At 70.0% G+C, this 13,762-nt stretch carries 12 protein-coding genes; 6 read left to right on the plus strand and 6 right to left on the minus strand.

Annotated features, from left to right (window positions below; all coding sequences use genetic code 11):
• The coding region (locus AIIKEEIJ_RS21690) for an MMPL family transporter (RefSeq protein ID WP_161996534.1) at positions 1 to 2,116 on the plus strand (2,116 nt) is incomplete at its 5' end.
• Here AIIKEEIJ_RS21690 and AIIKEEIJ_RS21695 read toward each other — a convergent pair.
• Positions 2,082 to 3,479: a maltokinase N-terminal cap-like domain-containing protein gene (locus tag AIIKEEIJ_RS21695; protein WP_029541761.1), complete on the minus strand. Its 1,398-nt coding sequence runs from the start codon at positions 3,477 to 3,479 to the stop codon at positions 2,082 to 2,084. The genes AIIKEEIJ_RS21690 and AIIKEEIJ_RS21695 overlap by 35 nt on opposite strands.
• The gene (gene treS, locus AIIKEEIJ_RS21700) at positions 3,476 to 5,314 is read right to left on the minus strand and encodes a maltose alpha-D-glucosyltransferase (RefSeq protein ID WP_006946891.1); all 1,839 of its coding nucleotides are present in this window, start codon (positions 5,312 to 5,314) and stop codon (positions 3,476 to 3,478) included. Before treS ends, AIIKEEIJ_RS21695 begins: the two co-directional genes overlap by 4 nt.
• Before the next feature lie 305 nt (positions 5,315 to 5,619).
• Between treS and AIIKEEIJ_RS21705 the strand changes: the two genes are divergently transcribed.
• Together AIIKEEIJ_RS21705 and AIIKEEIJ_RS21710 are read left to right on the plus strand one after the other, a co-directional pair.
• Positions 5,620 to 6,702: a 3-deoxy-7-phosphoheptulonate synthase gene (locus AIIKEEIJ_RS21705; protein WP_029541763.1), complete on the plus strand. Its 1,083-nt coding sequence runs from the start codon at positions 5,620 to 5,622 to the stop codon at positions 6,700 to 6,702.
• Between the two features lie 141 nt (positions 6,703 to 6,843).
• On the plus strand, positions 6,844 to 7,725 hold the full coding sequence (locus tag AIIKEEIJ_RS21710) for a glycosyltransferase (protein ID WP_029541766.1): 882 nt from the start codon (positions 6,844 to 6,846) through the stop codon (positions 7,723 to 7,725).
• Between the two features lie 75 nt (positions 7,726 to 7,800).
• On the opposite strand, the gene thpD is transcribed toward AIIKEEIJ_RS21710, so the two are convergent.
• The gene (gene thpD / locus AIIKEEIJ_RS21715; protein WP_043799864.1) at positions 7,801 to 8,688 is read right to left on the minus strand and encodes an ectoine hydroxylase; all 888 of its coding nucleotides are present in this window, start codon (positions 8,686 to 8,688) and stop codon (positions 7,801 to 7,803) included.
• Positions 8,689 to 8,856: 168 nt separating this feature from the next.
• Here thpD and AIIKEEIJ_RS21720 point away from each other — a divergent pair, with 168 nt between their 5' ends.
• On the plus strand, positions 8,857 to 9,900 hold the full coding sequence (locus tag AIIKEEIJ_RS21720; protein WP_072634501.1) for a zinc-binding dehydrogenase: 1,044 nt from the start codon (positions 8,857 to 8,859) through the stop codon (positions 9,898 to 9,900).
• A 30-nt stretch (positions 9,901 to 9,930) separates the two neighbouring features.
• Positions 9,931 to 10,356, plus strand: coding sequence for a VOC family protein (locus tag AIIKEEIJ_RS21725; protein WP_006931104.1), 426 nt, complete (start codon positions 9,931 to 9,933; stop codon positions 10,354 to 10,356).
• Between the two features lie 10 nt (positions 10,357 to 10,366).
• Here AIIKEEIJ_RS21725 and AIIKEEIJ_RS21730 read toward each other — a convergent pair whose 3' ends face one another.
• Both AIIKEEIJ_RS21730 and AIIKEEIJ_RS21735 read right to left on the minus strand, forming a co-directional pair.
• Positions 10,367 to 11,365, minus strand: a complete 999-nt coding sequence (locus AIIKEEIJ_RS21730; RefSeq protein ID WP_006931106.1) for an AraC family transcriptional regulator — start codon at positions 11,363 to 11,365, stop codon at positions 10,367 to 10,369.
• 2 nt (positions 11,366 to 11,367) lie between these two features.
• Entirely contained in the window at positions 11,368 to 12,561 is a 1,194-nt protein-coding gene (locus AIIKEEIJ_RS21735; protein WP_083662405.1) for a pyridoxal phosphate-dependent aminotransferase, read from the minus strand.
• Between the two features lie 117 nt (positions 12,562 to 12,678).
• Between AIIKEEIJ_RS21735 and AIIKEEIJ_RS21740 the strand changes: the two genes are divergently transcribed.
• Positions 12,679 to 13,281 carry a carboxymuconolactone decarboxylase family protein gene (locus AIIKEEIJ_RS21740; protein ID WP_006931110.1) on the plus strand — a complete coding sequence of 201 codons (603 nt, stop codon included), beginning with the start codon at positions 12,679 to 12,681 and terminating at the stop codon, positions 13,279 to 13,281.
• On the opposite strand, the gene AIIKEEIJ_RS21745 is transcribed toward AIIKEEIJ_RS21740, so the two are convergent.
• Entirely contained in the window at positions 13,263 to 13,676 is a 414-nt protein-coding gene (locus AIIKEEIJ_RS21745) for a VOC family protein (protein WP_006931112.1), read from the minus strand. The genes AIIKEEIJ_RS21740 and AIIKEEIJ_RS21745 overlap by 19 nt on opposite strands.
• Positions 13,677 to 13,762 lie beyond the last annotated feature (86 nt).

Genomic DNA, 13,762 nt, shown 5'->3' on the forward strand with positions numbered 1-13,762 from the left:
GCACCTCGCCGCTCTCGATCGCACCCGGGTCGAGCGCGTCGACACCTACTGGACGGTGCCCGTGGTCGAGAAACCGTACTTGCGCTCCGCCGATGGCACCCGAGCGCTCGCGACGGTGACCCTGCAGCATTCCGGGTCGGGTGATCGGCCGCCGTACCACGATCTGCTGTCCGTGCTGCAGGTTCCCGGAGTCGACACCCAGCTGACCGGCAAGACCGTGGTCGACGATTCGTTCAACACACAACTGAAGACCGACCTCGTCGTCGCCGAGTCGGTATCGCTTCCGCTGACCCTGATTCTGCTGGTGATGATCTTCGGCGGACTGACCGCCGCGGCGGTGCCGGTTCTCGTCGCCGCGCTGTCGGTGCTCAGCGCGCTCGGGACGCTTCGGCTGCTGACCATGTTCACCGAGGTCAATGCCTTTGCCCTCAACGTCACCTCTCTTCTGTGTCTCGGTCTGGCCATCGATTACGGACTGTTCATCGTCAGCCGGTTCCGGGAAGAACTCCGCTCCGGCGCCTCGCCGAACGACGCGGTTCGGCGGACCGTTCTCACCGCGGGCCGCACCGTGTGCTTTTCCGCGCTGCTGCTCGTATGTGCCTTCGCCGGAATGCTCGTCTTTCCCCAGGAGGTGATCCGGTCGCTGGGTTTGGGCGCCATCTCGGCCGCCCTCAGCGCGGCCCTGCTGTCCTTGACCGCCGTGCCCGCGGCCCTGGCCGTTCTGGGTGCCCGGATCAACAGTCTGACCTGGCGCCGCGGGGCGGTCGAGCGCGGCGAGGTGCGAGCCCACCGATTCTGGGGAGCCGTCGCCGACCGGGTGATGCGCCATCCGCTGCGCGTCGCAGTCCCGATCACCCTCGTGCTGGTGGTGTTCGCGGCCCCGGTCCTTCTGACGCGGTTCGGCTCGATCAGCTACACCTCGCTGCCGCCCGGCAATCCGGTTCGCGCGGCCACCGAACAGCTGGTCCAGGAATTTCGGTCACCTGGTGGCGACATCACCGTCCTGGTGCACGGAACAGCCGGCTCGCCCCCGCCCCTGCATGCGAGCCTCGGGTTCGTGGCACAGGCCGATGCCGTCGACGGGGTCACCGGTGCGCAGCCCATCGCCACGACCTCGGATTTCACCGTCATCTCCGCGGCGGTGACCGACCGATCGGACGTCGAGCGCGCGAACGCGGCCGTCGCAGCACTGCGCGAGCTGGCGCCGCCGGCAGGAACCCGGATCGAGGTCGGCGGACCGTTCGCCCTCGAGGCCGACAACAATCACGCGATCACCGAGGCGCTGCCCACCATGATCGCCGTCATGGTGGGCGCGACACTGCTGCTGCTGTTCCTGGCCTTCGGCACGGTGGTGCTGCCGGTCAAGGCGGTCGCCATGGCGGGACTGAGCCTCGGGGCGACCTTCGGGCTGCTGACCTGGATCTTCCAGGAAGGACACGGCGCCGGTCTCATCGGCGTGGCTCCGGAGCCCGTCCAGCCCACCCTGGTCGTGTTGATCCTCGCCGTCGTGTTCGGCCTGTCGACCGATTACGAGATCTTCCTGATGTCGCGGATGGTCGAAGCGCATGCTGCGGGGGCGTCGACCGAGACGGCGGTGCACACCGGTACCGCCCTCACCGGTCGTGTCGTCACCTGCGCCGCGCTGATACTCGGTACGGTCACCGCGGCCTTCGCGCTCTCCCCGATGACGATCATGCGGTTCATCGGACTGGGAATGATCTTCGCCCTCGTCATCGACGCCACGCTGGTCCGCATGCTGCTGGTTCCCTCACTGATCAAGCTGATGGGCGACGCGAACTGGTGGGCGCCGGCACCCCTGGCACGCCTGCACCGACGCATCATGCACGGATGGTCCGAGGGCCGGGGCCCGCGCCACCGGGCCACCGCGGGAGGCCGGTCGACACCCGCCGCGGGCCGGCACCGGTCCTCCGTGGACCTGCGCCGACCACCCCGGAAAGGGTCCTCCCCGGACCGGGGGGCGGCCGCGATCGACCCGGTCCACCGGCCGCATCGGGGCGGACTCGACGACCCGGCACCCTCGGGTGAGGATCCCCTGGCGGATACCACCGACGGCCACAGCCCTACGTCGCCTGCACCAGCCGACGGATCGCGTTGAGCGGCAGCCGGATCCACTGTGGCCGGTGGCGGGCCTCGTAGACCACCTCGTAAACGGCCTTGTCCAGTTCGTACGCGCGCAGCAGCGCGGCCGACTCGCGCGGATCCGCGCCGGACGCGCCCGCATAGCCGTCGCAGAACGCGGCGGAGTTGCGCTGCGCCCATTCCTGCGCCCGGAACTCGCGTTGCGCGGCGGCGGCCTCCGACGTCGCATCGTGCAGGGAGTGGTGGGCCGCGTAGTCGAACGAGCGGAGCATCCCCGCCACGTCGCGCAGGGCGCTGTCCGGTTCCCGCCGTTCGTCGAGGGACTTGGCGGGCTCGCCCTCGAAATCGATGAGCAGCCAGTGTTCCGGGGTGCGCAGCACCTGCCCGAGGTGCAGGTCCCCGTGGACCCGCTGCACCGTGGTCGTGCCGGTGGCCGCCGCCTCCGCCAACCGCTCCCGCACCGCCGGGGCGAATTCCGCCAATTCCGGTACGACGGCACCGGCCGCGTCCAGGCGGCGCAGCATGCCGTCGACGATCTCGCCGACGGGTCGCTGCGACGTCCCGAGGGACTGCGCCAGCAGCGCGTGCACCTCGGCCACGGCCGCGCCCATCCGCTGCGATTCGCCGGCGAAGTCCGTGCCCACCTCGTCCGCCCGCAGGTCGGCCTCGAGCAGCAGGTCCCGCACGCTGCCCAGAGCCATCGACCAGCCGTCGGCGGAGTTGGCCGCGAAGTCCTGCACCATCGCCAGCGTCGTGCGCACGCCGCCGATCTCGGCGTCGATCCACGCGCGCACGGGGGCGACCGACCGGCAGCCCGCCTCGCCGAGCGCGAGGTGCAGTTCCACGTCGGGGTTGACGCCCGGCGTGATCCGGCGGAAGAGCTTGAGCAGCAACTGCTCGCCCAGCACGACGGAGGTGTTGGACTGCTCGGCGCTGAGCGCCCGCCCGCGCAGTCCCTCCTCGATGACCGTGCCGGGCACGGTGTGCAGCTCGACCGGGCCATACACCTGCCCGGTAGCGATCGAGTGCGCGTACAGGTCGATGATCTCCTGGTCGCGCAGGCCGTCGTAGGCGTGGGGGCGGTCGTCGCCGCTCCCGTCGGGCCGCGGCAGCGCCCAGGGTGCCAGCTCGTCGGGCAGGTGCGGGCGATACCCGAGCGGCACCTGGTAGATCTGCTCGGCGCCGGATTCGAACTCGACGGTCACCAGCAGGTGGTCCGCTCCGAACGCGGGGGTGTCGGTGAGCGGTTCCCGCAGCATGATCCGGACGGCGGCGACGGTTCTGCCCTTGGCGGCGAACCAACGCTGGTGGGGAAGCCACTCGGCCAGCAGGGCCTCGAGCTCCGCATCGGAGTAGTGCTGCACGTTCGGATCCCTCATGGCTGCACCGCCGCCTCGGCTTCGCTGCTCACCGGATGTTCGCCGACGCCTTCCCTCGTCGGATCGGGCTGCAGCGCGAACCAATAGAAACCGTGACCGGGCAGGGTGATCATGTACCCCTCCTCCGTGATCGGTGGGAACGGGACGGAACCGGTGAGCTCCACCGGAATCCACCCTGCGAACCGGGACAGGTCCAGGATGACGGCCTGGGGATACCGGGACAGGTTGTTCACACACAGGATGACGTCGCTGTAGTTGCGGTCCGGGCCGAGCGGCATCTCCCGCAGGTACGACAGGACGGCCGGGTTGGCGCTGCCCAATTCGGTGAAGGCGGCCTTGCCGAACGCGGGATGCTGCTTGCGGACCTGGATCATCCGGCGCGTCCAGTGCAGCAGCGTGTTCGTCGAGTTCATCTGCCGCTCGACGTTCACGGACTGGTAGCCGTAGGTCGGATCCATGATCGTCGGCAGGTACAGCCGCGCGGGGTCCGCCCGCGAGAAGCCCGCGTTGCGGTCGGGTGTCCACTGCATCGGCGTGCGCACGGCGTCGCGGTCGCCGAGCCAGATGTTGTCGCCCATCCCGATCTCGTCGCCGTAGTAGAGCACCGGCGAGCCGGGCAGGCTCAACAGCAGAGCCGTGAACAGCTCGAGCTGGTTGCGGTCGTTCTCGAGCAGCGGGGCCAGCCGGCGCCGGATGCCGATGTTCGCCCGCATCCGCGGGTCGGTGACGTACTCGGCATACATGTAGTCACGTTCTTCGTCCGTGACCATCTCGAGGGTCAGCTCGTCGTGGTTGCGCAGGAAGATGCCCCACTGCGCACTGCTCGGAATCGGCGGTGTCTGGGCGAGGATCTCGGAGATGGGGAACCGGTTCTGGCGCCGCACCGCCATGAAGATGCGCGGCATGAGCGGGAAGTGGAACGCCATGTGGCACTCGTCGCCGACCTCCGGCTCGCCGAAGTACTCCACCACGTCGCTGGGCCACTGGTTCGCCTCCGCCAGCAGCACCCGGCCCGGATACTCCGCGTCGATCACCGCGCGGCACTTCTTCAGGAACGCGTGTGTCTCGGGCAGGTTCTCGCAGTTGGTGCCCTCGCGCTCGAACAGATAGGGCACCGCGTCCAGCCGGAACCCGTCGATCCCCAGGTCGAGCCAGAAGCGCAGGACGTCGATCATCGCGTCCTGCACCTCGGGATTGTCGTAGTTCAGGTCCGGCTGGTGCGAGAAGAACCGATGCCAGTAGTACTGCTTGCGCACCGGATCCCACGTCCAGTTGGAGGATTCGGTGTCGACGAAGATGATGCGCGCATCCGGGTAGCGCTCGTCGGTGTCGGACCACACGTAGAAGTCGCCGTACGGGCCGTCCGGGTCCGTACGCGACTCCTGGAACCACGCGTGCGTGTCGGACGTGTGGTTCATGACCAGGTCGGTGATCACGCGGATACCGCGCTTGTGCGCCTCGTCGAGGAACGTGACGAAGTCGTCGACGGTGCCGAACTCCGGGAGCACCGCCCGGAAGTCCCGGATGTCGTACCCGCCGTCGCGCAGCGGGGAGTCGTAGAACGGTGGCAGCCAGATACAGTCGGCGCCCAGCCAGGCGATGTAGTCGAGCTTCTCGGTCAGCCCGCGCAGATCACCCGTCCCGTCGTGGTTCGAGTCGTTGAAGGCGCGCACCAGGACCTCGTAGAACACCGCGGTCTTGAACCAGTCGGGATCCACCGCGAGGTTTCTGGCATGGGAGAAGTCCTCGGACTGGGCCTCGACGAGATGGCCGTCGGCTGTGTGTTCCGGTTCGTTCGACCGGTCCCTGGACTCGTGTGAACCTTCGAGCGGCATAACACCTCGGCGATCGTCTCGGCGGTACGGGCAGTGTTCTCGGTTCGTTCCGATCGTAGGGGGGTCGGCGCCGTCGCGCTGGCAATGCGGACTCGCCCCGGGCCCCCGATGTGCACCCCCGCGGGGGCTCGGGTAGGGTGTCCGTCATGCAGCGTGCATATTTCTGGTTTAGCAGGCCGGCCCGGGGTGGGTCGGTCGGCGTAACCGCGCGCTGACTTCTTCCACCTACGAGCCGGACACGGACCGGCTCGCTGGGATCTTTCAGGTTCAGCCAGGGCCGGCCCGGGAACAGGAACCGAACCCCGATGACCACCAGCACTTCCATCTCCACCGCGAATCTCGACGAACAGCGGACCGTGCGGATCAGCCCGCTCGTCGCCCCGGCCGTCGTCCGCGGCGAGCACGCCCCCGACGAGGTGGCCGCCGCCACCGTGCGCTCGGGCCGCGCCGACACCGTGGCGATCCTCGACGGCACCGACGACCGGCTGCTCGTCGTGGTCGGGCCGTGCTCGGTGCACGACCCCGCCGCCGCGATGGACTACGCGCGCCGCCTCGCCGCCAAGGCCGACGATCTGCGCGACGACCTGCACGTGGTGATGCGGGTGTACTTCGAGAAGCCGCGCACCACCCTCGGGTGGAAGGGCCTGCTCAACGACCCGCACCTCGACGGCACCTACGACATCAACACCGGTCTGCGCATCGGCCGCAAGCTGCTGCTCGACGTGTCCGGCCTCGGACTGCCGGTCGGGTGCGAGTTCCTCGACCCGATCCTGCCGCAGTACTACGCGGATCTGGTCACCTACGGCGCGATCGGTGCCCGCACCGCGGCCAGCCAGGTACACCGGCAACTGTGCAGCGCCCTGTCCATGCCGGTCGGCATCAAGAACTCCACCGAGGGTGACGTGCAGGTGGCCGTCGACGGCACCCGCGCCGCCGCCGCGAGCCACGTGTTCCCCGGCACCGATCTCGACGGGCAGGCCGCGCTCATCGAGACCGTCGGCAACCCCGACTGCCACGTCATCCTGCGCGGCGGTTCCGCCGGACCCAACTACGACGCCGGGACGGTCGCCGACACCATGGCCCGCCTGCGCAAGGCCGGTCTGCCCGAGCGCGTCGTGATCGACGCGAGCCACGGCAACAGCAGCAAGAACCACGAGAAGCAGGTCGACGTCGTCACCGACATCGCCGAGCGGCTCGTCGCGGGCGAGAAGGGCATCGTCGGTGTGATGCTGGAGAGCTTCCTCGCGGCGGGCCGTCAGGACCTGACCCTGGGCCGGTCCGACGAGCTCGAGTACGGCAAGTCGATCACCGACGCGTGCCTCGACTGGGCCACCACGGCCGACCAGCTCGACCGGCTGGCCGACGCGGTGCGCCGCCGGCGCGCCTGAGGCCCGCGGTGCGCCGCCGGCGCGCCTGAGGCCCGCGGCGCCCCTGACGCCGGTGCCGGGAACCGTTTCGGGGGATGTCCCGGAACGGTTCCCGCCCTCGGCGCCCCGCGGCGCGCGGCCGGTCGCGGTAGCGTCGGAGGCATGCATCAGCACACGCTGTCGGTGGTCGTGCCGGCGTACAACGAGGAACGCTACATCGGTCCGTGCCTGGCGGCGCTGTTGGAGCAGGAAGCGGACATCCGCGAAATCGTGGTAGTGGACAACAATTCGACGGACAGGACGGGCGAGATCGTCGACGCGATCGCCGAGCGGTCTCCGATCGTCCGCCGGATCGTCGAGCCCCGCCCCGGCGTCGCATTCGCCCGCAATGCCGGATTCGACTCGGCGACAGGAGATCTCCTCGGCCGGATCGACGCCGACACGCGGGTGCGGCCCGGATGGGCCCGCGCGATCCTCGACTTCTTCGCGCGTGCAGACACCGAGAGCGTCGGTGCCGTCAGCGGACTCAGCAACTCCTACGACTCGCCGTACCGGGAGCTCAAGCGCCGGTATATCGAGCAGCGCGTGCGCAAGGGCTTCTTCGGCGGTGAGCGCCGCATCGACAACCTGCACGGTGCCAACATGGCCGTGCGCCGGTCGGCCTGGCAGCGCGTCCGCGACGCGGTCAGCACGGATGCCGGGATCCACGAAGACCTCGACCTGGCCCTGTGCCTGCGCGAGGCCGACATCGAGATCGCCCAGCTCTCCGAGCTGTTCGTCGACATCTCCCCACGGCGTGCGCTGACGCCGCCGCGGGAGTACACCAAGTACATCCGCTCCGGAACCGCCACGTTCGAACTGCACGGCCGGATGAATCCGGTGCTTCGCCGAATCCTGCGGGCGCACTGGGCGTTCCACGTGCTCGTGTATCTGGCCTACCGGCCCTACGATCCGGAGCTGGGCCGGTTCACGCTCACCCGGCTGCTGCGCACACCGCGTGCCCGCACGCTGCCGATCGACGTGGCGGACACCGCCCGCGTGTGAGCGCCGCGATGCGGGGTGCGCCCGGCCCGCGCCGGTCGCACCCCGCGTCCGTTCGTGTCAGCACGTCCGTTCGGGTCAGTGCAGGGGAGTGAAGTCCCGGCTGCCGAGGTAGTCCGGCCGCCGGCGCGGCGCCGAGAACGGCTCGACGAGCGCGTTCTCGACACTGTTGAACACCACGAACAGATTCGACCGGGGGAACGGGGTGATGTTGCCGTTCGAGCCGTGCATGCAGTTCGCGTCGAACACCGTGGCCGAACCGGCCGAGCCGGTGAACGTGGCGATGCCGTGCTCGGCGGCCATCGAGGTCAGCGTGTCCTCGTCGGGCGAACCGGTGGGGGGCACGTGCGTGACGAGGGACTGCCGGTAGTAGTCGTCGGGGGTGGTACCGGCGCACGAGACGAAGGTCCGGTGCGAACCGGGCATGATCATCAAACCGCCGTTGTAACCGTAGTTCTCGGTCAGCGCGACGGAGATGCTCAGCGCCCGCGGACGCGGCATCCCGTCCTCGGCGTGCCAGGTCTCGAAATCGGAGTGCCAGTAGAACGGTCCGCCGCGGAATCCCGGCTTGACGTTCAGCCTCGACTGGTGGATGTAGACCGCCGAGCCGAGGAGCTGGCGGGCGATACCGGCGATCTCCGGTCGCCGGACGATCTCGGCGACCGTGCCGGAGAGGCGGTGCACGTCGAACACGGAGCGCACGTCCCCGCTTCCCGCCTCCCGCACGACCCGCTCGTCGTCGGCCAGATCCCGGCCCAGACGTGCCGTCTCGTCGAGCAGATTTCCGACGTCGTGCGCCGGCAGGAGCGCGTCGACGGTGTGGAACCCGCGCCGGTCGTACTCGGCGACGGCCGGGGCGTCCAGCGGCCCCGTTGCCGATCCCCACACCACCGGATCCGGCCGGGACACGCTCACGCAGTTCGTGCGGTTCCGGGTCGGGTAGTCGTCGATGACGGCCGTCTGCATTGTTGCGAATCACCCTCTCGAAGTCGATGACGGTTCCTTCCGACGCTCTCACCCACCGTGGGCGGATGCAACCCGTCGCGGAGATCCGCGGCACAAACATGCGCAACGCCGCATGCGCCGGGAGTAGGGTCGCCCCTGGCTGCCGCCGCACAACAGGATGAGGGGATCATGACCGAGACGATGCGCGCCGCGCGTTTTCATGCGGACACCAGAACCAATGTGCTGGAAGATGTTCCGATTCCGTCGCCGGGCCCCGGCGAGGTGCTCGTCAAGGTCGCCTTCTGCGGCATCTGCCACTCGGACCTGAGCCTGCTCGACGGCACCTTCCCGGCCCTGCTGCCGGTGGTCACCCAGGGCCACGAAGCCGCCGGGACCATCGCCGCCGTCGGGGACGGCGTGACCGGGTGGGAGGTCGGGGACCGCGTCGTGCCCTCGGCCGGACGACCGTGCATGCAGTGCCGCAAGTGCCGGCGCGGCGACCTGACCAACTGCCTGAACATCCAGTTGATGGCCTTCGCGTACGACGGCGCCTGGGCCGAGTACACCGTCGCACAGGCGGGCGGTCTCACCCTCGTGCCCGACAACGTCCCGCTCGAGCAGGCGGCGATCCTCGCCGACGCGGTGTCCACGCCGTTCGGCGCCGTCGTGCGCACCGGGCAGGTGCAGGTGGGCGAGGCCGTCGGCGTGTGGGGGGTCGGCGGAGTGGGCACCCACATCGTGCAGCTCGCCCGGCTGATCGGTGCCGTGCCGGTCCTCGCGTTCGACATCAACCCCGCGGTGCGGGAGCGGGCCCTCGAACTCGGCGCCGACTATGCGTTCGACTCCCGCGACCCGGACCTGGTGCAGAGGGTCGCCGAGGCGACCGGCGGGAAGATGCTCGACGTGGCCTTCGACTCGGCGGGCGTGAAGGCCACCTTCGACCAGGCCCTGCAGTGCGTGATGACGGGTGGCCGCGTCGTGGTCGTCGGGCTGAGCGGGCAGGAGGCCTCCCTGGGCCCCACCGCCACGTTCGGACTGTCGCGCAAGCACGTGATGGGCCACCTCGGCTACAAGAATGTCGACATCGAAACGCTCGCCGCGCTCGTCTCCCGCGGCCGCCTGGACATCTCCCGCTCGATCAGCGAGATCGTGCCGCTGGAGAACATCGCCGAGGGCATCGAGAAGCTGCACAACCACATCGGGGATCCGATCCGGATCCTCGTTCAGCCCTGACCTGTCGGAGTCTCGTCGTACCGTCGCCGCATGGGTTACGAATTCCAGGTGACGGTCGATTCCAACAGCCCGCACACGCTGGCGAAATGGTGGGCGGCCGCGCTGGGCTGGCGGGTGGAGCCGAGCAACGAGGACTTCATCCGCGGCCTGGTCGCGGCCGGCCACGCCCGCGAGGACGACACCGAGATCTTCGAGGGCGTCCTGGTCTGGAAGGCGGGCGCCGCGATCTCCGATCCCGAGGTGCCCGCGCGTCCGCGCGTGCTCTTCCAGCGGGTGCCCGAGGGCAAGACGGTGAAGAACCGGCTGCACTTCGACATCCGGGCCGGGGAGGAACGTGAGGCGCTCGCCGGGCGGCTCGTCGAGGCGGGCGCGACCGTCCTGCACCGGGGCCGGCAGGGGCCGAGCGAGTGGATCACCATGACCGACCCGGAGGGCAACGAGTTCTGCGTCGGGTGAACCGGCGGACCTACCGATACGCGCGCGGGGTCTTGCCCGTCCATCGCTTGAAGGCACGCCGGAACGCGCTCGGCTCGGAGAAGCCGAGGCGGGCCGACAGCGCGTCCACCGGTTCGCCGCGGCGCAGCCCGGCGATCGCCGTGTCGCGCAGCACCTCCTCGCGCAACTGCCCGAGCGAGGTGCCCTCCTGCCGAAGCAGGCGCCGCAGATGCGGTGCGCTCACCGACAGCATCTCCGCGACTTCCTCGGCGGTCGCCGTGCGTCCCTCGATGCCCGACTCGAAGATCCGCCGCACCTGCGACGCGGCGGTGGAGTCGTAGTCGCGTTCCGACATCATCAGATTCGGCGATTCGCGCAGATAGTCCTCGAGCGTCTCCTCGGTCTGGACAATGGGCGACCGCAGTGCCGCGTTGTCGATTTCGAGCGCCGCCCCGTCGGCGTCGAAGGTGACCGGCACCCCGAAGATCGCGTCGTAGTTCTTCGCGAGCACCGGATCGGGCTCGCCGTAGGGAACCGTGACCGACGCCAGCCGTACTCGTCCGCCGACGAGCCAGGCCGCGAAGCGGTGCAGCAGGATGAGCAGGAAATCGATGATGACGCGGGTCTTGTCGTCGCACGGCTCCGGCAGCACCACCTCGAGCCGGGTCGTCTGCGGGCCCGGCGTCAGCCGCAGTCTCGGCAGCGTCGGCAGCACGCGGTTGACCTCGATCATCCGTTCGAGGGCCTGGGCGAGGTCCCGGCAGTGGATCAGCGTCAGGCACATCACGCGGAAGGTGCCGCGGGGCACCGGCCCCGGGCCGAGGCCGAACAACTCGTCACCGGTGAGCTCCCAGGTCTTCTGCGTGAACCGGGTGACCTGTTCGGGGGTGAGGCGCGCGTGCGGGTGCGCGAGCACCGCGCGACTGATCCGGGCCGCGTCCAGGGCCGGGGCCAGATCCACGCCGTTCGCCGCGGCGAGAACCACCGAGCGGCGCACGAAGTCGGAGGGAATGGTGGCGGGGGCGGTCATGTTCAGCCGTGCTCCCGCAGGCTGCGCAGCCGCCGGACGCCCTCGAGGAGGACGTCGTCGCGCTTGCAGAACGCGAAGCGCACCAGATGGTTCCACTGCTGGGGGTCGTCGACGAAGGCGCTGACCGGGACCGCGGCCACCCCGATGCGTTCGGGCAGGGTCCGGCAGAAGGCAACACCGTCCGTCGCGCCGAACGGGGTGATGTCCGCGCACACGAAATACGTGCCGGCCGAGTCCAACACACCGAATCCGGCGTCGGCGAGGGCGCCGGAGAGCAGGTCGCGCCTGCGCTGCAGATCGTCGCGCTGGGCGGCGATCCACGGCTGCTCGTGGGTCAGCGCGTACGCGACGGCGGGCTGGAACGGCGCCCCGGCGACGAACGACATGAACTGTTTCGCCGCGCGCACCCCGTCGATCAGTTCACGGGGGCCGAGCGCCCATCCGATCTTCCAGCCGGTGACGTTGAACGTCTTCGCGGCGCTGGACACGGTGACGGTGCGTTCGGCCATGCCGGGCAGCGACGCGAGCGGGCGGTGCCGGCGGCCGTCGAACACCAGGTGCTCGTACACCTCGTCGGACAGCACCAGCAGGTCCCGCTCGCAGGCCAGTGCCGCGACCGCGCCGAGCGCCGCGTCGTCGTAGACCGTGCCCGTCGGGTTGTGCGGGGTGTTGACCACGAGCATGCGGGTGCGCTCGGTGACCGCGGCGCGCAGCGCGTCCACGTCCAGGACGAACCCGGACCCCGCGCGGGCGAGCGGCACCGTGCGGCGGCTCGCCCCCGCCAGCGCCACGGACGCGGCGTAGGAGTCGTAGTAGGGCTCGGTGAGCAGCACCTCGTCGCCGGGTTCGACGAGACCGAGGATGGCGGCGCTGATCGCCTCGGTGGCGCCGACGGTGACGAGGACCTCGGTGTCCGGGTCGTGCTCGAGCCCGTACCGGGCGGCGCGGTCCGCCGCGATCGCCCGGCGCAACTCGGGCGTGCCCGGCCCGGGCGGGTACTGGTTGACGCCGTCGGCGATGGCCTGGCGCGCGACGTCCAGCATCGCGCGGGGGCCGTCCGTGTCGGGAAAACCCTGGCCGAGGTTCACGGCGTCGTGCGTAACGGCCAGGGCGGTCATCTCGGCGAAGATCGTGGACGCGAACGGGCGCAGCCTGCGGACGGTGCGGACCCGATGTGAGGACGCGATTTCTGCCATTTCTGCAGCTTAGCCGCGCCCTTCCCGGCCTCCGGCAGCGGTCGTGTCACATCCGGCGGGGCTGTCTCGTCCAAAGGATGAACGGTCCCGCTCGGGACCCGAGGAACGGAGAAGGTCATGGCGCGCATTCCCGCGGTGACACCGGCCGAGGCCGGCGTCACGACGAAGATCGCCTACCGGGTGGCCCGGCGCCGCTTCGGGGAGGTGCCCGAGCCGTTCGCCGTCTACGCCCACCATCCGGCGTTGATGCGGGCGAGCGCCGTGCACGAGATGCTCGTCGAGCGCGCCTCGACGGTGCTGCCGGCGCACGTCCGCGAGCTCGCGGTGTACCGGGTGGCCTGGAGCGTCGGGTGCTCCTGGTGCGTCGACTTCGGCGCGATGCTGCAGCGGCTCGACGGACTCGACGTGGACCGCCTCGAGCACATCGCCGACTACGCGACCTCCGACGCCTACAGCGACGACGAGCGTGCGGCGATCGCGTACGCCGACGCGATGACGGGAGCCGGCGGTGCGGCCGTCGCGGTGACGGACGAGCAGGTCGCCGACCTCGAGCGTCGCTTCGGGCGGGCCGGGGTGGTGGAACTGACGTACCAGATCGCGCTCGAGAACATGCGGGCCCGGATGAACTCGGCCCTGGGCATCCACGAGCAGGGATTCAGCACCGACGCGTGCCGGGTGCCGTGGCTGCAGGACGACGCGGCTCAGGGCAGCACGAGCTGACCGATGGGACCCGGATTCCAGGCGATCTCCCACCGGAATCCGTCGGGGTCCGCGAAATACCCTGTGTAGCCGCCCCACTCACGTTCGACCGCGTCGGAGACCGGATCGGCTCCGGCGCGGCGGGCGGTGTCCAGCACCCGGTCGACGTCCGCTCGGTCGGCGACGTTGTGGGCGAGCGTCACGGGCGGGACGCCGCCCCGCTGCACGGGGCCGACCTCGGCCGCGAACTGCCGTTCGTCCCACAGGGACAGGACGAGGTGCGGGCCGACCTGGATCATCACCACCTCGCCGGGGACGTCGACGACCGGGGTCCAGCCGAGTCCGTCGACGTAGAAGCGCCGGGTGCGCTCGAGGTCGGCGACGGCGAGAGTGACGAAGCTCAGTCGTTGCTCCATGGCCGAAGCCTAGGCGTGTCCGTCCCGGACACGCGAGTGCGGATGGGCGACACTGTTCGTGGTGTCTCGTTCGCGGACCCGACCGC

Origin of the sequence: Rhodococcus sp. YH1 (genome assembly GCF_009939605.1) — a bacterium.
In the GTDB taxonomy this organism is placed as follows: Bacteria; Actinomycetota; Actinomycetes; order Mycobacteriales; family Mycobacteriaceae; genus Rhodococcus; species Rhodococcus aetherivorans.

Bases quoted from the DNA above. Each gene is read 5' to 3' on its own strand.
- treS (WP_006946891.1), bottom strand. From the start codon at position 5,314: ATGCCGCTCGAAGGTTCACACGAGTCCAGGGACCGGTCGAACGAACCG.
- AIIKEEIJ_RS21740 (WP_006931110.1), top strand. From the start codon at position 12,679: ATGGCGCGCATTCCCGCGGTGACACCGGCCGAGGCCGGCGTCACGACG.
- thpD (WP_043799864.1), bottom strand. From the start codon at position 8,688: ATGCAGACGGCCGTCATCGACGACTACCCGACCCGGAACCGCACGAAC.
- AIIKEEIJ_RS21735 (WP_083662405.1), bottom strand. From the start codon at position 12,561: ATGGCAGAAATCGCGTCCTCACATCGGGTCCGCACCGTCCGCAGGCTG.
- AIIKEEIJ_RS21730 (WP_006931106.1), bottom strand. From the start codon at position 11,365: ATGACCGCCCCCGCCACCATTCCCTCCGACTTCGTGCGCCGCTCGGTG.
- AIIKEEIJ_RS21745 (WP_006931112.1), bottom strand. From the start codon at position 13,676: ATGGAGCAACGACTGAGCTTCGTCACTCTCGCCGTCGCCGACCTCGAG.
- AIIKEEIJ_RS21705 (WP_029541763.1), top strand. From the start codon at position 5,620: ATGACCACCAGCACTTCCATCTCCACCGCGAATCTCGACGAACAGCGG.
- AIIKEEIJ_RS21720 (WP_072634501.1), top strand. From the start codon at position 8,857: ATGACCGAGACGATGCGCGCCGCGCGTTTTCATGCGGACACCAGAACC.
- AIIKEEIJ_RS21710 (WP_029541766.1), top strand. From the start codon at position 6,844: ATGCATCAGCACACGCTGTCGGTGGTCGTGCCGGCGTACAACGAGGAA.
- AIIKEEIJ_RS21725 (WP_006931104.1), top strand. From the start codon at position 9,931: ATGGGTTACGAATTCCAGGTGACGGTCGATTCCAACAGCCCGCACACG.
- AIIKEEIJ_RS21695 (WP_029541761.1), bottom strand. From the start codon at position 3,479: ATGAGGGATCCGAACGTGCAGCACTACTCCGATGCGGAGCTCGAGGCC.